The organism is Variovorax raffinosi, from assembly GCF_051216615.1.
Taxonomy (GTDB): Bacteria; Pseudomonadota; Gammaproteobacteria; order Burkholderiales; family Burkholderiaceae_C; genus Variovorax.
Map to the genome: position 1 here is coordinate 1,101,022 of NZ_JBPJZR010000001.1, position 26,467 is coordinate 1,127,488.

Genomic DNA, 26,467 nt, shown 5'->3' on the forward strand with positions numbered 1-26,467 from the left:
ATGCGCTACCGCACCACCATCGACCAACAGGTCTTCGCCTTCGACGACCTGCGGCAGGTCATGGCCTTCGCCAGCCCCGCGCGCTCGGGCGACTACCTCGCGGGCATCGGCGCGGCCACCGCGCAGCAGCGCATGGCGGCGCGCCATGTGCTGGCCGACACGCCACTCAAGCAGTTCCTGACCGAAGCGCTGATTCCCTACGAGAGCGACAACATCACGCGGCTCATCATCGACAGCCAGGACGCGCAGGCCTTCGCGCCGGTGTCGCACCTCACGGTCGGCGACTTCCGCAACTGGCTGCTGTCCGAAGCGGCCACCACCGCCACGCTCACCGCGCTGGCGCCGGGCCTCACGCCCGAGATGGTGGCGGCCGTGTCCAAGCTCATGCGCAACCAGGACCTGGTGTCGGTCGCGAAGAAGTGCTGCGTGGTCACGCGGTTTCGCGACACCATCGGCCTGCCCGGCCACCTGGCCGTGCGCCTGCAGCCCAACCACCCGACCGACGACCTGCGCGGCGTGGCCGCCTCCACGCTCGACGGGCTGCTCTACGGCGCGGGCGATGCGGTGATCGGCCTCAACCCGGCTTCGGACAGCATGCCGGTGCTGGGCCAGTTGCTGCGCATGCTCGACGAGGTCATTCAGCGCTTCGAGATTCCCACGCAAAGCTGCGTGCTCACGCACGTGACCAACACGCTCAGGCTCGCGGAAGCGGGGGCACCGGTCGACCTCGTGTTCCAGTCCATCGCCGGCACCGAGAAGGCGAACCTCTCGTTCGGCGTCACGCCCGAGCTGCTCGACGAAGCCTATGCAGCGGCGCTGTCGCTCCAGCGCGGCACCATCGGCAACAACGTCATGTACTTCGAGACGGGCCAGGGCAGCGCGCTGTCGGCCAATGCCAACTTCGGCGTCGATCAGCAGACCTGCGAGGTGCGCGCCTATGCATTGGCGCGGCGCTACAAGCCCTTTCTCATCAACACCGTGGTCGGCTTCATCGGGCCGGAGTATCTGTACGACGGCAAGCAGATCATTCGCGCCGGGCTCGAAGACCACTTCAGCGGCAAGCTGCTGGGCCTGCCCATCGGCTGCGACATCTGCTACACCAACCACGCCGAAGCCGACCATGACGACATGGACAACCTGCTCGTGCTGCTGGGCACGGCGGGCATCAACTTCATCATGGGCATTCCAGGTGCCGACGACGTGATGCTCAACTACCAGAGCACCTCGTTCCACGACGCGCTGTTTCTGCGAGAAACACTGGGCCTGAAGCGCGCGCCCGAGTTCGAGGCCTGGCTGCAGCGCATGCAGATCACCAATGCCGCGGGGCAACTCGCGCCGCCTTCTGCCAACAAGCTGCTGGCCGGCATGGGCGGGCTGACCGCACTCACGTCATGAGCGAATCAGTCACACCCAACCCCTGGGCGCAATGGCGTTCGGCCACGCCCGCGCGCCTGGCGCTCGGCCGTGCCGGCGCCGGCATGCCCACCGACGAAACACTGCGCTTCGGCTGGGCGCATGCGATGGCGCGCGACGCGATCCATGCGGCGCTCGACGTCGATGCGCTCGACGCCACCTTGAGCGCGCAGCACTGGGAAGTGGCACGCGCCCGCAGCCGCGCCGCCGACCGCACCACCTACCTGCGACGCCCCGACCTGGGCCGCCAGCTCGACGAAGACGACGGCGGCCGGCTGCGTGCCATCGGACGCTACGGCTGCGATGTCTGTATCGTCATCGGCGACGGTCTTTCTTCACTCGCGGTGGCGCGCCACGCCGCGCCGTTGCTCGCAGCGTTGCGCTCTCACCTGCCGGCCGAAACACGCTTCTCGCCCGTGGTCATCGCCACGCAGGCCCGCGTGGCACTGGCCGACGAGGTGGGCGAACTGTTCGGCGCCATGCTCTCGGTCATGCTGATCGGCGAGCGGCCGGGCCTGAGTTCGCCTGACAGCCTGGGCATCTACCTGACCCATTCGCCGAAGCGCGGCCTGCACGATGCCGAGCGCAACTGCATCTCGAACGTGCGGCCCGAAGGCCTGCCCTGCGAAGCCGCCGCATTCAAGCTGGCATGGCTGATGCGTGAATCGCTGCGGCTGGGGCTGACCGGCGTCGGGCTCAAGGACGAGAGCGATCTCGCGGTGCTCGAGCGGCACGACGCGCGAAGACCAGGGCTGCCTTGAGGCCTCGTTCCAGATTGAAAAGTGCCTCGCCAGAAATGTGGTCGGCGTGGGGCCGGTACTATAAAAAGAGGAGAGAAAAATGACGCGCTCTGGCGATCCCGTTGCACTCATCATCATCGACATGCAAAAAGGCATGTCTACCGCAGGACCGCGCAACAACCCTGAAGCCGAATCTCATATCGCCCAACTGCTGCACCGTTGGCGCGAGTGCAGTCGACCTGTTGTTCACGTGCGCCATCTGTCGCGCACACCGGGGTCACCATTTTGGCCCGGTCAATCGGGCGTTGAGTTTCAAGAGTTGCTGGCTCCTTTGGCGCGCGAACATGTGGTGGACAAGCACGTCACGGATGCATTCGCCCAAAGTGGCCTGGAGCGCTGGCTGCATCAACGCGACATACGCTCCTTGGTATTTGTCGGCGTGAGCACGAATAATTCTGTCGAAGCGACCGTCCGCAGCGCTTCGTGCCTGGGCTTCGACTGCAAGGTGGTAGCCGACGCCTGCTACACCTACGACCGGCCCGATATCGATGGGAAGCCCCGGTCGGCTGACGACATACACCGCGTGGCATTGGCCAATTTGAGCGGCGAGTACGCTCAAGTGATATGGAGCGCCGACCTGCTTCAGTCGTAAGCGGTCATGCGCCAGCGTCTATCGCATAAGTCAGTCCTCGGCCCACCAAAGCTCCAACGCGAAGCATCGATTGCCGGACGCACGCGCCATGTAGATGTTGGCGCTCTGCCGCCTTGCGCCCACTGAAGCCACCTTCCAGGCAGCTCGCGCACAGCCTGGCACGGCTGATGCGTAGGTCGACGCGAAACTGTCACGAGCGTTTCGTACGCTCGTCATTTTTTCGCCCGCTCCTCCAAAACTACAGGAAAAACCACAAATGCAACGCCGACTCGTCCTTCTCACGCCGATGGCCGCCGCGCTCGTCGCCGCCGGCTGCGCCAGCCTCTCGCCTGCCAAGGGCCTGACGCCCGGCCACTGGGACGCCTTCAACCGCGCGCAGATCGAGGGCCTGATTGCCGGCCTCGGCAAGAACAGCGCGGGCTACAACGCCGCCAAGCCGCCCTATGTGGTGTTCGACTGGGACAACACCAGCGTCTTCCTCGACATCGAAGAAGCCTCGCTGATTTACCAGCTCGAAAACCTCGCCTTCGGCGCCACGCCCGCGCAGCTCGAAACGGCGCTGCGCAAGAACATCCCCAAGAAAGACTTCCTGCCCGCGTACAACAACGCGGCCGGCCAGCCCGTCAACATCGACCGCGTGGTGCCCGACATCGTGGCCAGCTACACCTGGCTCTACCAGAACTACAAGGGCCTGAAGGGCGACCAGTCGCTGGCCGTGGTGGCATTGAGCCCGCATTACTCGGCCTTCACGACCAAGGTGCGCTATCTCTACGAAGCCATCGGCGACACCTTCGACCACGACACGGCCTACCCCTGGGTGACGTACCTGTTCGCGGGCATGACCGAGGCGCAGGTGCGCAAGCTCACGGCCGACACCGTGGCATGGCAACTGAAGGAGCCTGTCGCCAAGGTCAAGTGGACCTCGCCTGCCGCGCTGCCGGGCCGTGCGGGCGTGGTCTCGGTGAGCTGGAAGAACGGCCTCAGGCTGCAACCCGAAATGCAGGAGCTGTACGCCGCCTTCCGCAACGCGGGCTTCGACGCGTGGGTGTGCTCGGCGTCGTTCGTCGACGTGATCAAGGAGATCTCGTCGAACCCCGCCTTCGGCTACAACAACCCGCCCGAGCGCGTGCTGGCGATGGAACTGGAGCGCGACGCCAACGGCCTGATCCAGCCCGAGTTCCGCCGTGGCTACGACCAGACGCAGGGGCCGGGCAAGACGAAGAACATCCAGCGCTTCCTGGTCACCAAGTACGGCTACGGCCCGAGCTTCGTGGCCGGCGACAGCGAGGGCGACCAGAACATGATGGCCGACTTCGCCGACACGAAGAAGGTGCTGATCGTGAACCGCCTGCGCGACCCGAAGACCGACATCGGCAAGTTCTCGGCGATGGCGGTGCAGAACTACGGCAAGGCCGACACGCGCTATCTGCTGCAGGGGCGTGACGACAACACGGGTGCGTGGGTGCCGTCGCAGTTGCACACGCCACTGGGCGCGACGCAGGGCAAGGCGCTGAAGTAACGCCGACCCCTGCCCCGGTCAAGGCCGGGGTGGGTGTTGCCAGCTCTTGTAGACGAACTCCAGGCTGTATCCGTCGGGGTCCAGCACATTGGCCGCGTAGTAGCGCGGGTCGTAGTGCAGCCGCGCGCCCGGCGCGCCGTTGTCGGTTGCGCCGGCCGCCATGGCCGCTGCATACGCGGCATCGACCTGCGACGTGTCGGCACCGACAAAGCCGATGTGTGCAGCGCGCCCGTCCGCGCTGCCCTCTTGCAGCCAGAAGAACACGCGCCCGCCCGCGCCGAAGCCCTTCAGGTCCGGGTGGCCCGGCGGGCCGTCCTTGCCGTCGTAGTCGAGCTGGTGGCCGATGCCGAGCGGTGCGAGTGCCGCGGTATAGAACGCGACCGAGCGCGCGATGTCGCTGACCGTCAGGAAGATGTGATCGAGCATGTTGTTCGTTCCCTGGTTTCAGATGTTGTAGCCACCCGCAACTTCGATGTTCTGCGCGTTGACCCAGGCATTGTCTTCAGACAGCAGGCTCGCGACGACGCGGCCGACATCGTCGGGCACGCCGATGCGCCCGAGCGCCGTCTGTCCGGCGAGCAGTTCGACGAACTCCGGGCTCTGGTCCAGGGCCTCGCTGGTCATGTCGGTGCGGATCGCACCCGGAGAAACCGAGTTCGCACGAATGCGGCGCGGGCCGAACTCCTTGGCCATGCAACGCGTGAGCACTTCCAGCCCGCCCTTGAACGACGCATAGGGCGCAGTGCCCGGCGTTGCCACGCGGGTGGTCGCGCTGGTCATGTTGATGATCTGGCCGCCATCGGCCATCAGCGGCAGCAGCGCCTGGGTCAGGAAGAACGGGCCTTTCAGGTGCACGTTCAGCAGGCCGTCGAACTCGGCCTCGGTGACGGTCTCGATCGGGTTGAAGGCGCCGTAGCCTGCGTTGTTGACCAGTGCGTCGAAGCGCTCCCGCCCCCACGTCGACTTCAGCGCGGCGGCGACCTTGTCGCGAAAGGCCGCAAAAGAGGCCACCTTGCCGACGTCCAGCGCCAGAGCCACCGCCTTGCCACCCGCCGCATCGATCTGCCGAACGACTTCTTCGGCACCGGCCGGGTGGCTGTTGTAGGTCAGGATGACGCCCATGCCGCGCCTGGCGGCGTTGATGGCGGCGCTGGCGCCGAGGCCCCGGCTTGCGCCCGTGATGATGACTACGCCCATGTGTTTTCTCCGTCTGCAAAGTGATGGATCAACGATAGGTGGCGAGCGCTTCACGGGCCTGCCCTTTCCTGCCTCGATCCTGCCTATTCCTGCTTTCGCACTTGCGACGCCGTTGGCTTTGCGGTGTGATGCCAGCCATGGAAGAACAACTGAAAGAGCTTCGGCGGCTGGCATCGGCGAAGGCCAGGAACCGGATGACGGAGACCGGCATCCCCCGCGTGTCGATGGTGCAGGGCAAGATTCCGGAGCACGAGCTGAACGCCGTGTACGACCCGATGATCAACCTGATCCTGCAGGGCAGCAAGTCGATGACGGTGGGAAGCAAGACCCTTCACTACTCGCCGGCCAGCTACTTCGTGATGTCGGTCGAGCTGCCGGCGGTGGGCACGGTGCGGCCCGCGAAAACCGGCGAGCCTTACCTCGCCGTCGCCCTGACGCTGACACCGGCGACGGTCGGCGCCCTGATGGCCGACTTGCCTGAATTTGCCTGCGCCGAGAAGACGAGCGCCGGCTTCTCGGTGGTGTCCGTCACCCCGGAACTGATGGATGCGTGGGTTCGCATGCTGCGGCTGATGGAACGCCCCGCGGACATTCCGGCATTGGCGCCGGTGTACGAGCGCGAGATTCTCTATCGCGTTCTGCAGGGCCCGCACGGCGGCATGCTGCGCGACATTGCCTCCCCCGACAGCGCCATCGCGCGCGTGACGCTGGCAATCCAGCGGATTCGCCGCGACTTCGCTGAACCCCTGCGGGTCGAGACGTTGGCACAGGTGGCGGCCATGAGCGAATCCGCATTCCACCGGCATTTCAAGGCCGTCACGGCTTTGAGCCCGTTGCAGTTCCAGAAGCGCGTGCGCCTGTTGCAGGCCCGCACGCTGCTGCGGGTCGGCGGCAAGAGCGTCACCTCGACCGCCTTCGAGGTCGGCTACGAAAGCCCGACGCAGTTCAGCCGCGAATACGCTCGTGCGTTCGGCCTGCCGCCAGGGCGCGACGCGCAGAAGCTGCTGGCCACGCACGCGCCCTGAGCGCGAGTACCCTGCCCGCCAACGACCCTCAGTTCGCCTTGGCCGTCGCCACCGGCTTCAGCGACTCGCGCACCTTGGCCACCTGCGCGGCCGTGACCGCTTCGCCCTGGTTGCCCCAGCTCGAACGCGCAAAGCTCAGCACGCTGGCCACGTCGGCGTCGGTCAGGCGCCAGCCGAAGTCGGGCATGGCGATGGGCGACGGCGCCTGCGTGGTGCTCGGCATGGTCGAGCCCGCGAGCACGAGGCGGATCAGCGAGGTCGGGTCTTTCGCATTCACGACGCTGTTGCCCGCGAGCGCGGGAAAGGTCTTGTTGGCGCCGGTGCCGTCCGAGCGATGGCAGGCGTTGCAGTTGTTCAGGTAGACCATCGCCCCGCTGTTGCCCTCGACGGTGCCGTTGCGCAGCGCCAGCGCGGTCGGGTGCTGCGGCGCGGCCGCGACCAGCGAGGCCTGCGATGGCGCGGGCGGCGCATCAGGCTTGGCCCCGAGCGACTGGAGATAGCTGGCCACGGCCTGCAGGTCTTGCGTCGACATGTGCTGCGTGCTGTTCTGCACCACGTCGACCATGGCGCCGAACGCGGCCGTGTGGCCGGTGCGCCCGGTCTGCAGGTACTGCACGATGTCTTCCGACGACCACTGCGCCATGGTCGGCCGGTCGGTGTGGCGCAGCGGCTGCGCGTACCAGCCGTCGATGATCGCGCCCGACAGGAACAGCTCGCCCTTCTTGTCGGTGGCCGCCTTCACGCCACCGAGCATGCTGCGCGGCGTGTGGCAGTCGCCGCAATGGCCCAGGCCCTGCACCAGATAGGCGCCACGGTTCCATTCGGCGCTGCGCGCGGTGTCGGGCTGGTAGACGCCCTTGTCCAGATAGAGCCAGTTCCAGCCCATCATCAGCCCGCGCATGCTGAAGGGCCACGGCAGTTTCGTCGGTGGCGGCTTCTGCGCCACCGGCTGCACGCCGTTGCGGAAGAAGACGAACAGCGCATGCATGTCCTCGTCGTTCACGCGGGCGAAGGAGGTGTACGGCATCGCCGGGTACAGGCGATGGCCGTCCTTGGCGACGCCTTCGCGCAGCGCGCGTGCGAACTCGGCTTCGGTGTAGGCGCCGATGCCGGCTTCGGGGTCGGGCGAGATGTTGGTCGAGACGATGGTGCCGAACGGCGTCTTCATCGGCAGGCCGCCGCCGAACGCCGGCTTGCCGGGAGCGGTGTGGCAACTGACGCAATCGCCGGCGCGGGCGAGGTAGCGGCCGTGTTCGAGCACGGGGTCGGTGGTGACTGCAGGTGCAGCGGCGGTGGTCGTGACTGCGGCTGCTGCGGACACCGGTTCTCCGGCCTTCTGCGCCACCGCCCATGCGGCCACGCACAGCAATGCCACGGCTGCGGCCACGCCAGCGGAAACACGCCGCGCGTTCATGCCAGCGCTCCCGGGTTCTTCAGGTACTGCTCGCGGATCGCCCTGGCCGACCAGTAGGCCAGCGCGCCCACCATGCCGGTCGGGTTGTAGCCGAAGTTCTGCGGGAATGCGCTCGCGCCCATCACGAACACATTGGGCACGCCCCATACCTGCAGGAAGCGGTTGACGGCACTGGTGGTGGGGTCGGTGCCCATCGGCGCGCCGCCGGTGTTGTGGGTCGACTGGTAGTAGCGCACGTCGTAGTGCGCGCCGGCCTTCTGGAAATTCATCTTCATCTGCCTGGGCCCCATGGCCTTGGCGATCTGCTCGACCTTGGTGCCGATGAACTGCGTCATCGCGAGGTCGTTGGCCTTCCAGTCGAAGGTCATGCGCAGCAGCGGCTGGCCGTGCACGTCCTTGTAGGTCGGGTCCAGGTCGAGGTAGTTGTCGCGGTAGGCCATCACCGAGCCCTGGCTGCCGACGCCGGCCTGGTAGATGTAGTTTTCCTTCGCGGCCTTCTTCCAGCCCGCACCCCAGTTCGGCGCGCCCGGCGGCAGGCTCAGTTGCTGGATCGGCCGGCCTCCGGTGTTGATGCAGTTGATGCTGGCGCCGCCGACAAACCCCAGCGGGCCGTGGTCGAAGTTGTCGCCGTCGAAGTCGTCGATCACGGTGCCACTGGCGCCCGCGCCGACGAAGGGGTTCATCGGCTGGTCCTTGTCGAAGAACAGGCTGGCGCCGCCGTTGAGCTGGTAGGCGTAGTTGCGCCCGACCACGCCCTGCCCCGTCGCTGGGTCGTACTTCTTGCCGATGTTCGACATCAGCAGCAGGCGCACGTTGTGGAACTGGTAGGCGCACAGCACCACCAGATCGGCCGGCTGCTCGACCTCGTTGCCCTCGGCGTCGATGTATGAAACGCCGGTGGCGCGCTTGCCGTCGGGCGACATGTTCACGCGCAGCACATGCGACCGGGTGCGCAGCTCGAAGTTGGGCCGCTTCATCAGCACCGGCAGCAGCGTGGTTTGCGGCGATGCCTTCGAGTACATGTAGCAGCCGTAGCGCTCGCAGAAGCCGCAGAAGTTGCAGGGCCCGAGCTGCGCGCCGTGCGGGTTGGTGTAGGCGCGCGAGGCATTGGCCGCCGCCTGCGGAAACGGGTGGTAGCCCAGCTCGCGCGCGGCCTTGTCGAACAGCTTGGCGCTGTTGACCGAGGCCAGTGGTGGCAGCGGAAATTCGTTGGCGCGCGCGCCCTCGAAGGGGTTGCCGCCGGCCTGGATCTGGCCGCGGATGTTGCCGGCCTTGCCCGAGGTGCCGCAGATTTTTTCGAACTGGTCGAAGTGCGGCTCCAGCTCTTCATAGCTCACGCCGAAGTCCTGGATGGTCATGCCTTCGGGAATGAACTTCTTGCCGTAGCGTTCTTCGTAGTTGCTGCGGATGCGCAGGTCGCTGGGCAGCGGACGCCAGTGGTGGCCGTTCCAGTGCACGCCCGCGCCACCCACGCCGTCGCCCGGCAGGAAGGACGCGAGCTGCCGGTACGGCACGGCGATCTCGGCCGGCGTGTGGCGGATGGTGACGGTCTCGCGCGAGAGGTTCTGGAACAGCTTGCCGCGAATGCCGTAGCTCAGCTCGTCGGTGATGCGCGGGTACGCAAAGTCGGGCTGCGTGTCGCGGTTTTCGCCGCGTTCCAGCGCCAGCACTTTCAGGCCGGCGGCAGTGAGTTCCATGCCCATGATCGCGCCGGTCCAGCCGAAGCCGACCAGCACCGCATCGACACTTGGCTTCTTGATGTTTGCCATGGTGATGCGCCCTTCAGCCTTGCGGGCCGGCGATGCTCACCGGCGGCAGGTTGTACTTGACGCCGGGCCGGTCGACCCAGTCGGCGTAGTCGGCGCGCGCGCCTGGAAAACCGATCATCTTCCAGGCCGCGGCGTTCTTGTTGCCGCCGTGGATCGGGTCGCTGAAGTAGCCCTCCTTGGTGTTCTGCAGCAGGAAGCCGAAGAAGTCGGTGGCGCCCACGCCTTCGAGCACGATGCCGCCACCCTCTAGCCCCCGGAGCACCTCGTCCTGCTGCACCGCGGTGAGCTGCGCGAAAGCCTTGTCGCTGTATTGCTTGCGGCAGTAGACGTCGGTGGCCGAGATGCCCGCGCGGTACACCTCGCGCGGCGGCATCTTCTTCTGGTAGCCGAACAGCGGCGACACCTCGACGAACGGCCCCTGCATGTACCAGGTGGCGGCATGGCCGAAGGCGCCTTCCATCTGCCGGTCGATGAACTCGGGCACGCCGGCCTCGATGGCGCCGGGGCCGGTGTCGTCGGAGGGAATCAGCCGGGCCACCGCCGCCTGGATGAACGTCCATTCGGTGGCGTTGAAGTAGACCGGTGTGTAGGGTGCGCCGGGCGGGGCTGCTGCAGCGGGGTTGGGTGCCGGGGCGGGTGCGGGTGCGGTGGTTTGCGCCAGCGTCACGCCGGTGATGCCGCCTGCACCGAAGGCCGTGGCGGCGGGCACGATGGCGATGGATCGGCGCAGGAAGCCACGCCGGTCCGCAAAGGACTCGTCTTTCATCGCGTTGTGGGCGGTACGGGCCGCCTTGTTGTTGTGCGAGCCTTCATCATGGCGGTGATCCCCGCCATGCCGTGTAGGAAAGCGGCTTGCCTATGATGGATTCGTCGCAGCCCCTTTCAGGGGCCTTTCAACACCCGACAGACCGTAAAAACCAGGAGACAAGATGACCGCAGCCCGCTACCCCCTTGCCGAACTCAAAGACCTGCCGGAGGACATCCGCACCGCGATCCTCGCCGTGCAGGAGAAGGCCGGCTTCGTGCCCAACGTGTTCCTCGGCCTTGCGCGCCGGCCGGCCGAGTGGCGCGCTTTCTTCGCGTACCACGACGCGCTGATGCTGAAGGAGGAAGGCTCGCTGACCAAGGGCGACCGCGAGATGATCGTCACGACCACCAGTGCGGCCAACCAGTGCCTGTACTGCGTGGTGGCGCACGGTGCGCTGCTGCGCATCTATGAAAAGAAGCCGCTGGTGGCTGATCAGGTGGCGGTGAACTATCGCAAGGCCGACATCACGCCGCGCCAGCGCGCGATGCTCGACTTCGCGATGAAGGTCTGCGACCGTTCACACGAGATCGACGACAGCGACTTCCCACCGCTGCATGCGCACGGCTTCGATGACGAGGACATCTGGGACATTGCGGCCATCACTGCCTTCTTCGGCCTGAGCAATCGTCTGGCGAGCTTCAGCGGCATGCAGCCCAACAACGAGTTCTTCCTGATGGGGCGGTTGCCGCGCGAGAAGAAGTGAGTTGTCGTGGCGCCGGGTCATTCAGGGCGAGTGCGAATGACACCAGGTGCTCCCCTCCGCGAATGTCCCCCGCTTCGCTCCTCCTTTATTTCGCTGCGGGGAACACCTGGTGTCATTCGCACTGGGCACGCTGCTGGTTTGCGCTGATCAACGACCGCTCTGAGCGCTCACGTCGATACGGGGCTCTTTTTCGCGAAATAAAGGAGGAGCGAAGCGGGGGACATTCGCGAAAAAGAGCACCGTGTCGGCGTGAGTGCCGCCCTGAACAGCAGCGTCAAGAATCACGCCCAGCGTAAACCAAGGCTCAGCCCTTGGCCCGGCACGAAGCCAGTGCATCCAGGGCAGGCTTGTAGGTAGGCGTGGCCACATCCATCACACCGAGCACCGTGTGAAAAAGGTTGTCATGCGTGAGCGGCGCATCGAGCCCCGCCTCCATGCACGACTTCGAGAGCTTGCGGCGCTCGGTCATGCCTTCGCTGAACCAGGTGACCATCGGCACGTGCTTTTGTGCATCGGGCGCGAAGCTGTAGGGCACGCCATGCAGGAACAGGCCGTACTCGCCGAGCGACTCGCCATGGTCGCTCACGTACAGCAACGCCGGGTCGTACTGCTTCGACTGCGCCTTGAGCCAGTCGATGGTCTGGCCCAGGAAGTGGTCGGTCTGCGCGATCGAGTTGTCGTACACGTTCATCAGCTCGGCATGGCCGCACTCGGCCAGCGCGTTGGTCTTGCACTCGGGCGTGAAGCGCTTGAGCTCCGGCGCGGAACGCTTGTAGTAAGCCGGGCCATGGCTGCCCATCTGGTGCATCACCAGCACGATGCCCTTGGCGCGGCGCTCGGCCGGCAGCGCGGCAATGCGCTCGTCGAGCCCCTTGAGCATCACGTCGTCGAGGCATTCGTCACCGTCGCACAACGCCTTCTTGGTGGCAGGGTCCAGGTTCGCGAAAGCCGAGGCGTTGGGAATGCGCTCGCACACGCCCTTGCAACCGGCCTGGTTGTCGAGCCAGAACACGGCAAGACCCGCGGCCTGCAGCACATCGACCAGGTTTTCGTAGTCGTCCTTGCGCGATTCGTAGCCCTCCTTGCCCAACGGCGAGAACATGCACGGCACCGAGGCCAACGTGTTGGTGCCGCAGGAACGCACTTCGCGATAGCTCAGCACGCCGCGCTTGGCCAGTTCGGGCGTGGTGTCGCGGGCGTAGCCGTTCAGGGCGAAGTGATCGGCGCGCGCCGTTTCGCCCACCACCACCACGAACAGCGGCGGCCGTGCCTGCGACGCATAGCTTGCGCCCAGCGTCGTGCCGGCGGTGATGGGAATGAGCTTGCCGCTGTGCTTGAACATCGGCTTGATGAACACGGAAGCGGTGGAATACAGGCTCGCGATCGGGTTCATCATGTAGCGCAGATGAACGTTGTTGCGCATCAGCGGCGCAAGCTGCCGGTTCATCGACACGACGGTGACCAGCGCCACGACCACGGCCAGCAACAGCAGTGCCACGTTGCGCCAGAGCTTCGAGAAGATCCGCTGCGGCGCGATGCGCACCCGCCACAACGCCCATCCGGCGGGCAGCGCCACCACGAGCACGTTGAAGGCCATGCGCCAGCTCATCAGGTCGCGCGCCTCGTTCGGATCGGTCTGCAGCGCGTTGGCGATCATGGTGGGGTCCATCACCACCCGGTACGCGAGCATGTAGTGCTGCACCACGGCGGCCAGCACGACCACGAGAAACCACAACGGCTTCAGCCAGCGCGACCACGCCGTGAACGACAGGATGGCCACCGAGCCGCACAGCGTGAGCATGCTCATCGCAACGACGGTGGGCATGTAGGTGCTCGGCGCACCGCCGATGCGGGCCAGCTCGTTCCACAGCGGCCAGTTGGTGGTCAGCACCAGATAAAGGCTGAGCCACAGGATGACCGCCTGCAACGAACGCGGCCGGTCCAGCCATCGGTTCAGGCGCGGCCAGAACGCCTGCGGGGTTGACGAATTCAGCGAATCGGGCTCGGAGAAGCTCCCTTGCTGGACGGGTACCGGATCAATGCGCAAAACAGACATCCAACTAATGTAGGAACGGTGGCTGAAGGCAGCCTGAACCGCCCATCGATTCCAGGTTCATTCCGAGACTTCAGACACGCTTGACCCTGGATCGCCGGCGAACCAGCGGGCTTCGGCTGACACTGAATGCCAACGGGCGGCTGATGTAGCGCTCCACCAGGAGCGACACCAGCGCGCCGAGCATCATCGCCGCTAACACATCGGAGGGAAAGTGCAGCCCCAGGTACAGGCGGCTCCATGCCACCACCGCGGCCAGCGCCAGCGCCGCCAGCATCGGCGCGCGCCATGGCAGGCACCACAGCGAGAAGGCCGCGGCAAAGGTGCCGGCCACATGCAGACTCGGAAAACCCGGGCGCATACCCTGCGGCACCCACTGGATGCCCAGGCCGTAGAAGGCGGGCCGGGGAATCGGAACCAGCGAGCGGAACACGTTCACGATCACCCACACCAGCACGACGCTGACGAGCCCCGTGAAGAAGACGTGGCGCCAGCGGCGGTCGAACAGCGCGCCCACGCCGACCGCCAGCGCCAGCAGCGCCGGCAGGAAGTCGGAGGCGAAGCTGGCGAATTGCAGGCTCCACGCAGGCACCGAGGGGCCTGCGTTGATCAGCCCGAACAGGGTGACGTCAAGACCCTGCATGGGCGGGCACTGCCGGTTTCAGGATGCGCGGATTGAAGCGCGTCACCACCACGTCGATGGCAAAGCCCACGACCCAGCAGACCCAGGCCGTCCAGAGGGTGTGGCTCGTGTAGTGGGCGCCGCGCATCTGTTGCGTCACGCCCAGCGCCAGCCCCAGGACCAGCACCACGCCGAGCCAGATCGATGCCGCGCGGGGCGACACCCGGCGCAGCACGAAGTAGCCGCCCAGATAGGCAAAGGCCGCAGAGGCGTGGCCGGCCGGGAAGCACCCGCCGGGACCGCCGTCGCCGACGCCCCATGACCAGTGCGACACATACCGCGCCACGCCGCCGAATTCCTTCAAATCCCAGGGGCAACTGGTCTGGCTGGCCTGCTTGATCAGGCTGACGGCCAGCACCGAGGCCAGCACCGTCAGCGCCATCTGCACCCGGTCGCCCCGGGTCAGGCGGCGCAGGATGCCGAACGGCCAGCGGATCGCGGCGAGCAGCACGAACAGGACGATCCAGCTCAGGTCCCGGGCGCCTTCATGCATGACATGAACCATGAAAGGGTTCTCGCGCCAGGGAAAACCGTAGGGCGTTCCCGCCAGGCGTGCCAGCGGCAGGTCCCAGCCCAGAACGTCCCAAACCATCAATGCAACCAGTGCGAGCAGGGTCAGGACCCCCAGGCGGAAATTCGGGAAACGTGTCATGGACAAAGGCAGGACAGGAAAACAACGGTAAGCCTACGTTCACGGAATGAACATAAGCTGAAGGGGGCTGAGCCTAATCTGACAATGGGGGTGGCCGCAATTCGACAGCGCTAGACTTCTTTTTTTGCAAAAAGGACACGGCGTGCGGATATTGCTGGTCGAAGATGACACTTCCCTCGCGGACGCCGTGTGCAGCTACCTGCTCGCCAAGGCCTTCGTGGTCGACGTGGCGCCCGGCCTTGCCGAGGCACGCGGCGCCCTGCTTTCGGTGCAGTACGCGGCGGTGCTGCTCGACCTGCACCTGGGCGACGGCGACGGCCTCTCGCTGCTGCCGCAGGTGCGCGCCCTGCCCGAGCGCCCCATCGTCATCGTGCTGACCGCGCGCGACCAGGTCACCGACCGCATCCGCGGCCTCGACGCAGGCGCCGACGACTACCTCATCAAGCCCTACGACCCGGCCGAGCTGCTGGCCCGCCTGCGCGCGGTCGAGCGGCGGCGCAGCGCCAGCAGCTCGCCGGTGCTGCAGCTCGGCACGCTGGAGATCGACCTGTCGCACGACATGGTGCGCAAGGGCGGCACGCCCATCACCCTGACCCAGAAGGAATGGGCGCTGCTGCGCGTGATGGCCACCCGCCCCGAACGCATCCATACCCGCGAGAACCTCGCCGCCGCGCTCTACGGTTTCGGCGACGAAGCCGACAGCAACACGCTCGAAGTCTTCATCAGCCGCCTGCGGCGCAAGCTCGGGCGCAACCACATCCAGACGCTGCGCGGCCTCGGCTATCGCCTGTCGGTCTCCGCGGACGAGGACGAATGAGTTCGACCAGAGCCATGCCCGGCCGCGACTCGCTGGCCGGGCGCCTGACCCGCACGCTGATCGTTTGGGTCGGCGGCGTCTGGCTGCTGTGCGTGCTGGCCGTGGTCTGGTATGTGGACCGCGAGATCAACCACAACTTCGACAACGAGCTGGTCGAGGTGTCGCACCGCATGTTCGAGATGGCGGTGCAGGAACTCGACCGGCTGCAGCACACCGACGGCAAGGCGCCCGCGGCGCCGCTGATCGCGCCCAAGCAGCTGTTCTCGGAAGACGCCGTGATGTACCAGATCGTGGACGTCCACGAGCATGTGCTGCTGCGCTCGGCCGAGGCCCCCGTCGGCGCCTTCGACGTGCCGCTGGCCGCCGGCTTCGCCAACAACCAGACCTGGCGCATCTACTCCGTGCGGCACCCCACGCTGGGCCTGTACTTTCAGGTGGCCGACCCGCTCGACGAACGCCGCCGCGCGCTGAACCGCACCTTGTTCGGCCTGATCATTCCGCTGGGCGCCGTGCTGCCGCTGCTGGCGCTGGTGCTGCGCAACGTCGCGCGCACCGAGCTGCGCGTGCTGCAGCAGCTCGCGGGCGAAATCGAAAAACGCAACGGCGCCGACCTGCGCCCCATCACCTTGCCAGGCCTGCCGCAGGAACTGCGCTCGGTGGGCGACAACGTCAACCGGCTGCTGGAGCGCCTGTCGCAGTCACTGGACGTCGAGCGCGCGCTCGCCGCCAACGCGGCGCACGAGCTGCGAACCCCGCTGGCCGCGGCCCGCCTGCGCCTGCAGACCGCGCTGGAACACGACCTGCGGCGCAACGACGTGCAGGCCGCGCTCGATGCGCTGCAGACGCTGAGCCACCGCGCCGAAAAGCTGCTGCAGCTCTCGCGCGCGGAATCGGGGGCGTCGCTGGCCCGCGCGCGGGTCGACCTGGTCCAGCTCGCCGGCACCGTGGTGCAGGAGTTCTGGCAAGACCCGCGAACCAACGAGCGCCTGTCCCTCAGGGTGCCCGACAGCGCGGCACCGGTGGCGCTGGGCGATGTCGACGCGCTGGCGATCGCCCTGCGCAACCTGGTGGAGAACGCCCTGCGCTACGGCGGCGACCGCGTGCAGGTCGAGGTGATGGCGCCCTGCACGCTCGCCGTGCGCGACTTCGGCGCCGGCGTCGATGCAGCGCAACTGCAGAAACTGAAGCAGCGCCACGCGCGGCACGGCTCCGACCGCACGGGCTACGGGCTCGGCCTGTCGATCGTGAGCACGATCGTCGAGAAGCACAACGCGAAGCTCGAACTGGCCTCGCCGCCGGCGGGTGCGGCGCATGGCTTCGAGGCGCGCATCGTGCTGCAGCCGGCCTGACCTGCGGCGCGTCAGCGACCGGCGGCCTCTTTCCTGGGCACGAAATCGTAGGAGTTGTCGAAGCCGAATTGCTTGCCCCGGTACATGGCTGCCATCTTCTTGACCAGGTGCTGCTGCACCACCTTCGGCAACGCAAAGTAGTTGCTGTTGGCGGTGGTCTTGCGGTCGCCGTCCAGGTCGCCGGTGATCGCGTGAATGGTCGCCTTCTTGCCCCTGTGGAAGGTGACGATCTTGATACCACCCGAGAAGTCGTCGGTGCTGATGCTGTCGGTATCGACGAGAGGGAAGAAGCGGTACACGAGGATGGGGTCGACCAGTCCGTCGCCGTCGATGTCGGTCAGCTCGATGAGTTTGGAGCGGAAGTTGATGCCGCCGTCGTCTTTGCCGGCGAAGTCGCGGATGGCCCATTGCCGCGTCAGCACCTTGCCGCCGTCCACCTTGTAGAGCGCGGCCTGGAGGGTGGAGGACAGTTGCTCCGAAGAAAACGGCCGGTCTTGCTTTTCGCCGAGCAGCAACGCGTAGCTGCCGGACTTGTCGGTGTAGCAAAAGCGCTTGAACACGGGGAGATCGAAGCCGGCCGTCTTCAGTGCGTCGGCGCCGAGGTATGGCGCGTTGGCGGGGCACTCGTTCTTGTCGTCCTTGGTCGCTTGCGCCCAGCTCCCGGCGGCCCACAGCGCGAGGAATGCGAACGCGAGGGTTTTCTTCAGCCTCATCGCGCCCTACTCGCTCACCACCGTTCGCAGCCAGTCGGGCAGCGGCAGCGCCTTCTGCTTCGGAAAGTCGACCCAGATGGTGGTGGCGCCGCCCGCCGCGCAGATCACGTCGGGCGCTTCGGCGCGCGCCATCGTGGCCCAGCTCTCGAAGGTGGTGCGGCCCGGGTCGCTCACGTACATCTTGAGCAGCACGTCGCCCGGGTATTCGATCTGGCGGTAGAAATTGCAGAAGGCGTTGACGATCACCATGCCCTCGCCGCCCGGCCTGGGCTCGATGCCGAGCGAGCGGACCCAGTCGATGCGCGCGGTTTCGAGGTAACGAAAGTAGGTGCCGTTGTTCAGGTGCCCCATCGCATCCATGTCGCCCCAGCGAATGGGGATCGACATTTCAAACACGAACTTCTTCTTTTCGGGGATTTCGATTCTCATCGGTGCGCCTTGATGGATGCCAGGATGCCCAGGACGAACAGCAGCGCCGCCACCCATTCGGTGGCCTGCGGCCAGCGGCCGTCCCAAATGAAGGAATAGAGCAAGGCGAACAGCGTCTCGCTCACGATCAGTTGGCCGCACAGGCTGGCAGACAAACGCTGGCTTGCCACGTTCCAGAGGATGGTGGCCAGCCACGACGAGCCGAAGCCGCTGGCCAGCGCAATCCAGATGAAGAACATGCCGTCGGGCTGTGTCCGCAGCGTGGCCACGTCGCTGCCCGCGACCGCCCACAGCAGCAAGGCGCCCAGGCCGGTCGCGATGCCGAGCCAGTTGGCCCAGTCGGCGGCATTGAGTTCCGTGTGCCGCTGCAGCCAGGCGGCGTTGAGGAGGCCATACACGGTCCAGCTCGCCATGGCGGCCAGTGCCAGCGCGATGCCCCAGCCGAAGCGCGCGCCACCTGCGCCATCCGCGCCATGCTGCGCCGACCAGGCGCCCCAGATCATCAGCGCAATGCCGGCGCCGGTCAGCACCAGCCCCGGCAGCAGCGCCCGCATGCGCAGGCCCGCGGGCCGGCCGAGCAGCATCATCCAGACGGGAATCGTGCCGATGATGAGGCTGGGCACCTCGGTGCCCGCCGCCTCGATGCCGAAGGCCAGCAGCAGGTAATAGCCGCTGAAGCCCAGCACGCTGAGCCCGAGCGCCGCGAGCGCCTGTCGCCCGTTGGGCCAGCGCACGGCAGCCGGCCGCCCGAACACCGCCAGCGCGGAGACGGCGCCAAACACGGCGAAGCGTGCGGCTGTGATGTCCACCATGCCGAAGTGGCCCACCATGCGCGGCGCCACGAAGGTCAGTCCCCAGAGCGCGCCTGCAGCCAGGCCGGCGGCAATGCCGATCCAGGCTCGCGGGGTCACAAGGTATGGATGAATCTGGCGTGGCCGAGCAGCCCGCCCAGGCGCGCCCAATCAAGGCGCAAAGCGCAGCCATAGCTCGGGCTATGGCGAGCATTTGCAACGCCGAGTGGGCGTGTCTGGGCGGGATGAGCGGGCATGGCGGGTTCGTTCATACCTTGTTAGAGCGCGAATCCGTCGTCGGCCGCGATGACCGCGCCATTCACGAAATGGCTTTGCCCGCTGGCCAGCAGCACGATCAGCCCGTCGAGGTCTTCGGGCTTGCCCACGCGCTTGCGCGGCAGCATGCTCACCAGCTTGGCGCCGGCGTCGGTGGTCCAGACCTCTTCATTCAGCTCGGTGGAGATGTAGCCGGGGCACAGCGCATTCACGTTGATGCCGAAGCGGCCCCACTCCAGCGCCATGGCCTTCGTCATCTGCACCACCGCCGACTTGCCCATGCAATAGGCGCCGAGATTCGGCACCACCTTGAGCGCAGCCACCGAGGCGATGTTGATGATGCGCCCGCCGATGTAGGTGCCCGGCGCCGAACCGTCGGCGCGTGCCAGCATGCGCTTGCCCACTTCCTGCGCGACGAAGAAGGCGCCCTTCACGTTGGTGTCGAAGATGAAGTCGTAGTCGTCGGGCGTCACGTCCTGCAGCCGCTGGCGCACGTTCACGCCCGAGTTGTTGACCAGGATGTCGATGGCGCCGACCTCGGTCTCGGCACGCGCCACGGCCGCCTTGATGCTGCCGATGTCGGTCACGTCCAGTTCGACCACGTGGGCGTCGCCGCCCTCGCCTTCGATGCGTGCGCGCAGCTCCTTGAGCTTCTCGACGCGGCGGCTTGCCAGCACCACCGCGGCGCCGGCGCGTGCCAGCGTTTTTGCGAACTGGGCACCCAGCCCACTGGAGGCGCCAGTGACGAAGGCCACGCGGCCGGAGAGATCGATGCTGTAAGCCATGAACTGAATCCTGTGGAGTCGCGCAGGTGACGCAAGAAGCCCCGTCCAACAGTGACACGGACCGCCCGTGGACGCCGCATAAAATGCCCCGCAACCCGGGATGCCCCGCGCCTCGAAAAATCATTATCGACCCAACCCACATGACCCACGACGAAATCCTCGCCCAGTTCGGCCCTCGCGAAGCCATGGAATACGACGTGGTCGTGGTCGGTGGCGGCCCGGCCGGCCTCTCGACCGCGATCCGGCTCAAGCAACTGGCCGCGCAGCACGAAAAAGAGATCTCTGTCGTGGTGCTCGAGAAGGGCTCCGAGCCCGGCGCGCACATCCTGTCGGGCGCCATCATGGACCCGCGCGCGCTCAACGAATTGCTGCCCGACTGGAAGGAACTGGGCGCGCCGCTGAACCAGCCCGTGACCGACGACGCCATGGTGTTCCTCGGCGAAAAATCAGGCCTGCGCACGCCCAACGCCCTGCTGCCGGCCTGCTTCCAGAACCACGGCAACTACATCATCAGCCTGGGCACCTTCACCAAGTGGCTGGCGCAACAGGCCGAGAACCTGGGTGTCGAAATCTTCCCCGGCTTCCCGGCCGCCGAAGTGCTCTACAACGAAGACGGCTCGGTGCGCGGTGTCGCCACCGGCAACATGGGCGTGGGCAAAGATGGCGAGCCCACCGAGAACTTCCAGCTCGGCATGGAACTGCTGGGCAAGTACACGGTGTTCGCCGAAGGCGCGCGCGGCCACCTGGGCCGCCAGCTCATCGCCAAATTCAAGCTCGACGAAGGCAAGGACCCGCAGACCTACGGCCTGGGCGTCAAGGAAGTGTGGGAGATCGACCCCAAGCGCCATCAGCCCGGCTTCGTGCTGCACACCGCCGGCTGGCCGATGAAGAGCGACACCTACGGCGGCGCCTTCCTCTATCACATGGAGGACAACAAGGTCACGATGGGCTTCATCACCGGCCTGGACTACAGCAACCCGTACCTGAGCCCGTTCGAGGAAATGCAGCGCTGGAAGCTGCACCCCAACATCCGCTGGTACCTCGAAGGCGACGAAGCCCAGGGCATCAAGCCGGCCAAGCGCATCGGCTACGGCGCGCGCGCCATCACGGCCGGCGGCCTGATGTCGCTGCCCAAGACCGTGTTCCCGGGCGGCGCGCTGGTCGGCTGCGAAGCCGGCTACCTGAACGTGAGCCGCATCAAGGGCAGCCACGCCGCCATCAAGACCGGCATGCTCGCGGCCGAAGCCGCCTTCGAGGCCGTGACGGCCGGCCGCCAGCACGACGAACTGACCGCCTACCCGGCCGCGTTCGAGAAGAGCTGGCTGCACGCCGAGCTGAAGAAGGCGCGCAACTTCAAGGCCTGGTTCAAGAAGGGCCTGCTCGTCGCGACCTTCATGAACGGCATCGAGCAGTGGCTGCTCAAGGGCCACATTCCATGGACGCTGCGCCGCAACAAGCCCGACCACCTGTACCTGAAGCCCGCGGCCGAGTGCAAGCCCATCACCTATCCGAAGCCGGACGGCAAGCTCACCTTCGACCGCCTCTCCAGCGTGTTCATCAGCAACACCAACCACGAAGAACAGCAGCCGGCCCACCTGACGCTCAAGGATGCGACGGTGCCGGTCAACGTCAACCTCGAGAAGTTCGCCGGCCCGGAAAGCCGCTACTGCCCGGCCGGCGTCTACGAATTCGTGGGCACCGACGACGGCAAGCAGCGCCTGCAGATCAACGCGCAGAACTGCGTGCACTGCAAGACCTGCGACATCAAGGACCCGACGCAGAACATCGTGTGGGTCACGCCTGAAGGCGGTGGTGGTCCGAACTACGTGGGGATGTGATCCTGCGGGGACCGTGAGCTGACGAACTGCTTGGCCCGCAGCTTGGCGCGCGCAACCGCCGCGTCCAGCGAGGGCTGCTGCATGATCACGAGCGATCCCCTGCTGTAGCCGTGGTGCGCGATCTCGGCGACGCCCGCATAGCTGCCGCTGGCCGTCTGCTTGAAGCAGAACGCGCACGACCAACCCCCACGCAAATCGACGGAGATTTCTGTCGCCACATCCGGGCGCAGCGTTTCACCGCTCCAGTGGGGACCGAGCACAGATATTTCCTTGTTGTTGTTTGAATCGCGAGGGGGCAGAACACGGATTGCGGACTGCGGGCCGATGGCTTGGTGCGTCCTGCAACGCCAGCGCCTGAAGCTCACCTGCCGGAAGAAGATGAGCGGTGATACAGCCACTGCCTGCTTGCGTTTTGCGCGCGCCAGTTTCGCTGACTGGCAAATGGCGTCCATCCCCTGAACTGGGTATAGCGGCCGCCGGCGCCGCCCACTCACGCAGCAGGTGCGACGAACTTGCGTGCGATCAGGCCCGCCACGACAGCGCCGACGATGGCGCCGGGCAGCGAGAAGCCCGCGCCCGCCAGGCCGGCGAGCGCTCCCGCGCATCCACCCAGAAAAATCCACGACAGCAACGTCCGCCTGCGCCGGTAGCGCGGCGAAGGCTTCTGCGCGTACATGCCGTTCGCCACGAGCCAGGCCACGGCAACGAGCCACAAGACCATGACCGTGAACATCCGTGTCTCCTGTCGATGAAAGTCGAGTCGAACGAGCCTGCGGCGAAGCAGGCGGCGGACCGTGTCAGTCCAGGTTCGGAAAGCCGCTGCGCGGCAGTTCGGCCCGCTCTCCGTCCGCGGGCATGCCGCGTTCAGCCACGGTCATCGCCACCGCTTTCGCGATGAGGTCGGCGTGGGAGGTGAAGGACTCGATCATCTCGTCGTCGAAGTCCATGCTCGAGCAGGCCAGGTCCGAGAGGATGTCGATCGGCACCAGGAAGAGCCCCTGCGCACCGTCGGTGCTGGCCGTGAACTGCACGCCGTCGGTGGACGCCTGCAGGCCGGTCATTTCAACTTTGCTCATCAACGGGTCCTTTGGAAGAAAAGACGAAAGCCACGGGCGTGACCGGCATCGAGCATGCCACACCGCCCTTTGCCTCGTCGTCAGGCCAGCGCCGGCCCGATGCGCTCGTACTTCGTCACGCAGTGCAGGCCATGCCCCTGCTCGGCAACGAAGAGGCTGCCGTCGGCCGCGCCCCACAGGCCGTGGCCGTACACGCCGAAGCTGCGAAAGCGGCCACGCACCGCACCCGACATGTCGAGACGGGTCACGCGCGGCGCCTGCTCGGTCACGAACACGTCACTGCCGTCGGACCAGATGTCCATCGGGCGCAACAGGCCGGTCCATTGCGCGAGGTAGCGCCCCTCGCGGTCGAAGAGCTGGACCCTGTCGTTGTCGCGGTCGCACACGGCCACGCGGTCGTCGGCCAGCACCCAGACGCCATGCGGCGTGGAGAACTCGCCCGGCCCCTGCCCCACGCCGCCCCATGTGCCGATGTGCTCGCCGCCCGCCGAAAAGCGATGCACGCAGGCGTTGCCGTAGCCGTCGCTCACGTAGATCTCGCCATCGGGTGCCACCGCCACATCGGTCGGGTGATTGAAGGGCGCGCCCCAGCGCGGCGTGTTGAAGCCGCCCAGCTCGAAGCGCGGCTTCAGCGACGCATCGAGCGCCAGCACCTGGTGCGCGTCGTACGACACCAGGTAGACGTTGTCCGCCGCATCGATGAACAGGCCGTGGCCGCTCGTCAGCCGCGGGTTCTCGTACACCTCGTCGAGCTGGCCATCGGCGCGGTAGATCAGCAACTGCGGCGCCGTGCGCTGAAGCACGAACACGCGGCCCCGGCTGTCGAGCGCAAGCTGGCTGATGACGCCGACCGCGCCGCGCGGCGACGGCTTCTGCCAGGGCCGCACCATGCGGTAGTTCGACTTTCCGTCGGTCATGAAAAAGACGGGTTCTTCAACGGCATGGTTCATGGCGGGGTTGCGCGGTGCGCGGGCAAGCGGGTTGCGATGGTCCGAGACTAATGAGACGGCGGCCTGCCGTCCAAACAGTTTTTCTTGTGGCGCGAGGGCAGTTTTTCTTCACGCAGCACGAATCCGGCGAGCGCACTTATCCTCGCCGTTCACAGGAGACAAACCGCATGCACATCGTCATCACCGGCGGCGCCGGCTTCCTCGGCGCACGCCTGGCCCGCACCCTGCTCGAACAGGGCCGGCTTTCCCTTGCGGGCGCGCCCGCCAAAGCCATCGAACGCATCACGCTCGTGGACCGTGCGCCGCCACCGCCCGACCTGGCGGCCGATGCGCGCGTCACCGCCATCACCGGCGACCTCAATGCGCAGCTCGCCGCCGATGCCGACGCCACGGCCTGGCGCGAAGCCCATGCCATCTTCCATCTGGCCGCCGCCGTGAGCGGCGAATGCGAGGCCGACTTCGACCTCGGCATGCGCAGCAACTTCGCCGCCACGCACGCATTGCTCGAAAAGCTGCGCACGCTCGGCACGAAGCCGGTGCTGGTGTTCGCCAGTTCGCTCGCCGTGTTCGGCGACTCGCCCGAGCAGCCGCTGCCGAAGGTGATCGAAGACCACACGCTGCCGACACCGCAGACCAGCTACGGCATCCAGAAGTTCATTGGTGAACAGCTCGTGGCCGATTTCACGCGCAAGGGCTTCGTGCGCGGGCGCAGCGTGCGCTTGATGACGGTGAGCGTGCGGCCGGGCAAGCCCAATGGCGCGGCCTCGGGCTTCTTCAGCGGAATGATCCGCGAGCCGCTGGCCGGACTGCGCGCGGCCTGCCCCGTGCCCGACGAAACACCGGTGGCCATCGCCTCGCCGGCGCGCACCATCGAAGGCATCCTGCGCGCGGCCGAGGCCAGCGATGCGCAATGGGGCCCGCGCACCGCGCTGAACCTGCCCTCGCTCGCCACCACGGTCGGCGAGATGGCGGCGGCGCTCGAGCGCGTGGCCGGCAAAACGGCCACCGCCCTGCTCGACCGCACGCCCGACCCGGCCATCCAGCGCATCGTGAAGACATGGCCGGGGCACATCGAGACTGTCCGCGCGAGAGCGCTGGGGCTCACGTCCGACGAAAACTTCGAGGCGGTGATTCGCGCCTACGTCCGTGAAAATCCCGACGCGGTGAAGCTTGCGATTGCGGCATAGTCCAGTGCGCCTGACGCGCACCTGACTACAAATCCCGGAGACACCATGAAACTCGGCCACATCGCCGCCGCCTGCCTTTCGCTCGCCCTGGGCACTTCTGCCTTTGCCCAGCAACCGACCGTCCTGAAGATCGGCTACGCGACCTCCAAGGAGTCGCACTACGGCGTCGGCTCCACGGTGTTCTGCGAAGAGATCGAAAAGGGCACCCAGGGCCGCTTCAAGTGCCAGCACTTCGCCAACTCGGCGCTGGGCGGCGAGCGCGAGCAGATCGAGGCGATCCAGTTCGGCACGCAAGACCTGCTGAACACCTCGACCGGCCCGGTGGGCAACTTCGTGCCCGAGGTCAAGATCGTCGACATCCCCTTCCTGTTTCGCGACTACGAGCACGCGCGCAAGGTGATGGACGGCCCCATCGGCCAGGACATCCTGACCAAGTTCCCGAGCAAGGGCATCATCGCGCTGGCCTGGACCGAGAACGGCTTTCGCCACATGACGAACAGCAAGCGCGACATCGTCAAGCCCGCCGATGCGGCCGGCCTGAAGATGCGCACGATGGAAAACAAGGTGCACATGGACGGCTACCGCACCTTCGGCATCCTGCCGACGCCCATGGCCTTCCCCGAGCTGTTCGGCGCGCTGCAGCAGGGCACGGTCGACGGCCAGGAAAACCCGATCCCGGTGATCCTGGCCTCGAAGTTCTCGCAGGTGCAAAAGCACCTGTCGCTCACGGGCCATGTGTATTCGCCGGCGCTGCTGCTGCTCTCGCCCAAGGTCTGGAACAAGCTCTCGGATGCCGACAAGAAGGTGTTCACCGACGCCGCGAAAAAGGCCTCCGTTGCCCAGCGCAAGAAGGTCAACGACGACGAGAACAACGGCATTGCCCAGCTCGAAAAAGACGGCATGAAGGTCACGCGCACCGTCGACGGCGCCGCCTTCCGCGACGCACTCAAGCCGGCCTACGTGGGCTACGCCAAGGAGTTCGGCGCGGACAACATCAAGAAGATCTCGGACGTCAGGTAAGCCACCGCGCCACCGACTTTCCGCTCCCGCGCCCGGCCCGCTTCAGTGCGCCGGGCGCTTCGTTTTTCCGACCGAACCGAGAACACCCCCGTGCAAGCTTTCGAGCGCTATTTCCTTGCCGCCAACCGCTGGGCGCTGATCCTGCTGCTGGCCGCCATGTCGGTCATCATCTTCACCAACGTCGCCCTGCGCTACCTCACGAACCAGTCGCTCGAATGGGCCGAGGAGGTGTCGCGCCACATGATGATCTGGCTCACCTTCCTGGGCGCCGGGCCGGTGCTGCGCTACGGCGGCCACATCGCGGTCGAGAACCTGCAGGACGCGCTGCCGCGCGCGGGCGCCATCGCGGTGCGCGCCTTCGTCGCCGCGCTGCTGTTCGCGTTCTTCGGCTTCATGGTCTGGTATGGCTGGCTGTACATGCAGCGCACCATGTTCCAGCTCACGGCCGTGACACAGATTCCCTTTGCCTACATCTACAGCGCCATGATGATCGGCGGCGTGCTGCTGATCGTGCACTGGCTGCTGGTGGTGCGCGGCTACGTGCTGCGGCGCGAGTTCGCGTCGGACGCGCACTTCGACGCCAACGCCTCGGCGTCGCTGTAAGGACAC

The 26,467-nt window shown here is 66.5% G+C and carries 28 protein-coding genes; 12 read left to right on the forward strand and 16 right to left on the reverse strand.

Annotated features, from left to right (window positions below; all coding sequences use genetic code 11):
- The 4 genes from ACSFB7_RS05225 (at position 1) to ACSFB7_RS05240 (ending at position 4,324) form a co-directional block, all read left to right on the forward strand.
- Positions 1–1,395, forward strand: a complete 1,395-nt coding sequence (locus ACSFB7_RS05225; RefSeq protein WP_435467705.1) for an ethanolamine ammonia-lyase subunit EutB — start codon at positions 1–3, stop codon at positions 1,393–1,395.
- A complete protein-coding gene (gene eutC / locus ACSFB7_RS05230) occupies positions 1,392–2,174 on the forward strand; it encodes an ethanolamine ammonia-lyase subunit EutC (protein WP_435467707.1) in 783 nt (260 codons plus the stop codon). The genes ACSFB7_RS05225 and eutC overlap by 4 nt, the downstream gene beginning before the upstream one ends.
- Before the next feature lie 79 nt (positions 2,175–2,253).
- Complete coding sequence (locus tag ACSFB7_RS05235; RefSeq protein WP_435467709.1) at positions 2,254–2,805, forward strand: cysteine hydrolase family protein; 552 nt, start codon at positions 2,254–2,256, stop codon at positions 2,803–2,805.
- A gap of 256 nt (positions 2,806–3,061) precedes the next feature.
- Positions 3,062–4,324, forward strand: coding sequence for an HAD family hydrolase (locus tag ACSFB7_RS05240; protein WP_435467711.1), 1,263 nt, complete (start codon positions 3,062–3,064; stop codon positions 4,322–4,324).
- A gap of 18 nt (positions 4,325–4,342) precedes the next feature.
- Here ACSFB7_RS05240 and ACSFB7_RS05245 read toward each other — a convergent pair whose 3' ends face one another.
- Positions 4,343–4,750: a VOC family protein gene (locus tag ACSFB7_RS05245; RefSeq protein ID WP_435467713.1), complete on the reverse strand. Its 408-nt coding sequence runs from the start codon at positions 4,748–4,750 to the stop codon at positions 4,343–4,345.
- 18 nt (positions 4,751–4,768) lie between these two features.
- On the reverse strand, positions 4,769–5,521 hold the full coding sequence (locus ACSFB7_RS05250; RefSeq protein WP_435467715.1) for an SDR family NAD(P)-dependent oxidoreductase: 753 nt from the start codon (positions 5,519–5,521) through the stop codon (positions 4,769–4,771).
- A gap of 137 nt (positions 5,522–5,658) precedes the next feature.
- Between ACSFB7_RS05250 and ACSFB7_RS05255 the strand changes: the two genes are divergently transcribed.
- Complete coding sequence (locus ACSFB7_RS05255) at positions 5,659–6,546, forward strand: AraC family transcriptional regulator (RefSeq protein WP_435467717.1); 888 nt, start codon at positions 5,659–5,661, stop codon at positions 6,544–6,546.
- Positions 6,547–6,574: 28 nt separating this feature from the next.
- Here the strand turns inward: ACSFB7_RS05255 and ACSFB7_RS05260 are convergent, their stop codons facing one another.
- Genes ACSFB7_RS05260 through ACSFB7_RS05270 form a run of 3 tightly spaced genes read right to left on the reverse strand, consistent with a single transcriptional unit; the run spans position 6,575 to position 10,495 of the window.
- Entirely contained in the window at positions 6,575–7,960 is a 1,386-nt protein-coding gene (locus tag ACSFB7_RS05260; RefSeq protein ID WP_435467719.1) for a c-type cytochrome, read from the reverse strand.
- Positions 7,957–9,729 (reverse strand): GMC family oxidoreductase, encoded by a 1,773-nt coding sequence (locus ACSFB7_RS05265; RefSeq protein ID WP_435467721.1) that lies wholly within the window; start codon positions 9,727–9,729, stop codon positions 7,957–7,959. The genes ACSFB7_RS05260 and ACSFB7_RS05265 overlap by 4 nt, the downstream gene beginning before the upstream one ends.
- Positions 9,730–9,742: 13 nt before the next feature.
- A complete protein-coding gene (locus tag ACSFB7_RS05270; RefSeq protein WP_435467723.1) occupies positions 9,743–10,495 on the reverse strand; it encodes a gluconate 2-dehydrogenase subunit 3 family protein in 753 nt (250 codons plus the stop codon).
- A 163-nt stretch (positions 10,496–10,658) separates the two neighbouring features.
- On the opposite strand from ACSFB7_RS05270, the gene ACSFB7_RS05275 reads away from it, so the two are divergent.
- Positions 10,659–11,240: a peroxidase-related enzyme gene (locus tag ACSFB7_RS05275; protein WP_093237232.1), complete on the forward strand. Its 582-nt coding sequence runs from the start codon at positions 10,659–10,661 to the stop codon at positions 11,238–11,240.
- Between the two features lie 304 nt (positions 11,241–11,544).
- On the opposite strand, the gene ACSFB7_RS05280 is transcribed toward ACSFB7_RS05275, so the two are convergent.
- The 3 genes from ACSFB7_RS05280 to ACSFB7_RS05290 all read right to left on the reverse strand — a co-directional run bounded on the left by ACSFB7_RS05280 (position 11,545) and on the right by ACSFB7_RS05290 (position 14,627).
- Complete coding sequence (locus ACSFB7_RS05280; protein WP_435467725.1) at positions 11,545–13,296, reverse strand: phosphoethanolamine transferase; 1,752 nt, start codon at positions 13,294–13,296, stop codon at positions 11,545–11,547.
- A gap of 70 nt (positions 13,297–13,366) precedes the next feature.
- Entirely contained in the window at positions 13,367–13,936 is a 570-nt protein-coding gene (locus ACSFB7_RS05285; protein WP_435467726.1) for a phosphatase PAP2 family protein, read from the reverse strand.
- A complete protein-coding gene (locus tag ACSFB7_RS05290; RefSeq protein ID WP_435467728.1) occupies positions 13,923–14,627 on the reverse strand; it encodes a phosphatase PAP2 family protein in 705 nt (234 codons plus the stop codon). The genes ACSFB7_RS05285 and ACSFB7_RS05290 overlap by 14 nt, the downstream gene beginning before the upstream one ends.
- Before the next feature lie 142 nt (positions 14,628–14,769).
- Between ACSFB7_RS05290 and ACSFB7_RS05295 the strand changes: the two genes are divergently transcribed.
- Complete coding sequence (locus ACSFB7_RS05295) at positions 14,770–15,444, forward strand: winged helix-turn-helix domain-containing protein (RefSeq protein ID WP_435467730.1); 675 nt, start codon at positions 14,770–14,772, stop codon at positions 15,442–15,444.
- Positions 15,441–16,793 carry a sensor histidine kinase gene (locus ACSFB7_RS05300; RefSeq protein WP_435467732.1) on the forward strand — a complete coding sequence of 451 codons (1,353 nt, stop codon included), beginning with the start codon at positions 15,441–15,443 and terminating at the stop codon, positions 16,791–16,793. The genes ACSFB7_RS05295 and ACSFB7_RS05300 overlap by 4 nt, the downstream gene beginning before the upstream one ends.
- Positions 16,794–16,804: 11 nt before the next feature.
- On the opposite strand, the gene ACSFB7_RS05305 is transcribed toward ACSFB7_RS05300, so the two are convergent.
- The 4 genes from ACSFB7_RS05305 to ACSFB7_RS05320 all read right to left on the reverse strand — a co-directional run bounded on the left by ACSFB7_RS05305 (position 16,805) and on the right by ACSFB7_RS05320 (position 19,787).
- The gene (locus ACSFB7_RS05305) at positions 16,805–17,506 is read right to left on the reverse strand and encodes a M949_RS01915 family surface polysaccharide biosynthesis protein (protein WP_435467734.1); all 702 of its coding nucleotides are present in this window, start codon (positions 17,504–17,506) and stop codon (positions 16,805–16,807) included.
- Between the two features lie 6 nt (positions 17,507–17,512).
- Positions 17,513–17,935: an acyl-CoA thioesterase gene (locus tag ACSFB7_RS05310; protein WP_435467736.1), complete on the reverse strand. Its 423-nt coding sequence runs from the start codon at positions 17,933–17,935 to the stop codon at positions 17,513–17,515.
- Positions 17,932–18,822 carry a DMT family transporter gene (locus ACSFB7_RS05315; RefSeq protein ID WP_435468088.1) on the reverse strand — a complete coding sequence of 297 codons (891 nt, stop codon included), beginning with the start codon at positions 18,820–18,822 and terminating at the stop codon, positions 17,932–17,934. Before ACSFB7_RS05315 ends, ACSFB7_RS05310 begins: the two co-directional genes overlap by 4 nt.
- Before the next feature lie 182 nt (positions 18,823–19,004).
- Positions 19,005–19,787, reverse strand: coding sequence for an SDR family oxidoreductase (locus ACSFB7_RS05320; RefSeq protein WP_435467738.1), 783 nt, complete (start codon positions 19,785–19,787; stop codon positions 19,005–19,007).
- 140 nt (positions 19,788–19,927) lie between these two features.
- On the opposite strand from ACSFB7_RS05320, the gene ACSFB7_RS05325 reads away from it, so the two are divergent.
- Entirely contained in the window at positions 19,928–21,625 is a 1,698-nt protein-coding gene (locus ACSFB7_RS05325) for an electron transfer flavoprotein-ubiquinone oxidoreductase (protein WP_435467740.1), read from the forward strand.
- Here the strand turns inward: ACSFB7_RS05325 and ACSFB7_RS05330 are convergent.
- From ACSFB7_RS05330 to ACSFB7_RS05345, 4 genes are all read right to left on the reverse strand, one after another.
- Positions 21,610–22,077: a hypothetical protein gene (locus tag ACSFB7_RS05330; protein ID WP_435467742.1), complete on the reverse strand. Its 468-nt coding sequence runs from the start codon at positions 22,075–22,077 to the stop codon at positions 21,610–21,612. The two genes, ACSFB7_RS05325 and ACSFB7_RS05330, sit on opposite strands and share 16 nt — an antisense overlap.
- Positions 22,078–22,115: 38 nt before the next feature.
- Positions 22,116–22,358, reverse strand: coding sequence for a hypothetical protein (locus ACSFB7_RS05335; protein ID WP_435467744.1), 243 nt, complete (start codon positions 22,356–22,358; stop codon positions 22,116–22,118).
- Positions 22,359–22,422: 64 nt separating this feature from the next.
- On the reverse strand, positions 22,423–22,701 hold the full coding sequence (locus ACSFB7_RS05340; protein WP_435467746.1) for a hypothetical protein: 279 nt from the start codon (positions 22,699–22,701) through the stop codon (positions 22,423–22,425).
- Positions 22,702–22,781: 80 nt separating this feature from the next.
- Complete coding sequence (locus ACSFB7_RS05345) at positions 22,782–23,651, reverse strand: NHL repeat-containing protein (protein WP_435467748.1); 870 nt, start codon at positions 23,649–23,651, stop codon at positions 22,782–22,784.
- A gap of 167 nt (positions 23,652–23,818) precedes the next feature.
- Between ACSFB7_RS05345 and denD the strand changes: the two genes are divergently transcribed.
- The 3 genes from denD (at position 23,819) to ACSFB7_RS05360 (ending at position 26,461) form a co-directional block, all read left to right on the forward strand.
- Complete coding sequence (denD, locus tag ACSFB7_RS05350) at positions 23,819–24,838, forward strand: D-erythronate dehydrogenase (RefSeq protein WP_435467750.1); 1,020 nt, start codon at positions 23,819–23,821, stop codon at positions 24,836–24,838.
- A 45-nt stretch (positions 24,839–24,883) separates the two neighbouring features.
- Positions 24,884–25,858 (forward strand): TRAP transporter substrate-binding protein, encoded by a 975-nt coding sequence (locus ACSFB7_RS05355; RefSeq protein ID WP_435467752.1) that lies wholly within the window; start codon positions 24,884–24,886, stop codon positions 25,856–25,858.
- Between the two features lie 90 nt (positions 25,859–25,948).
- A complete protein-coding gene (locus ACSFB7_RS05360; RefSeq protein ID WP_435467753.1) occupies positions 25,949–26,461 on the forward strand; it encodes a TRAP transporter small permease in 513 nt (170 codons plus the stop codon).
- The last annotated feature ends 6 nt before the right edge of the window (positions 26,462–26,467 follow it).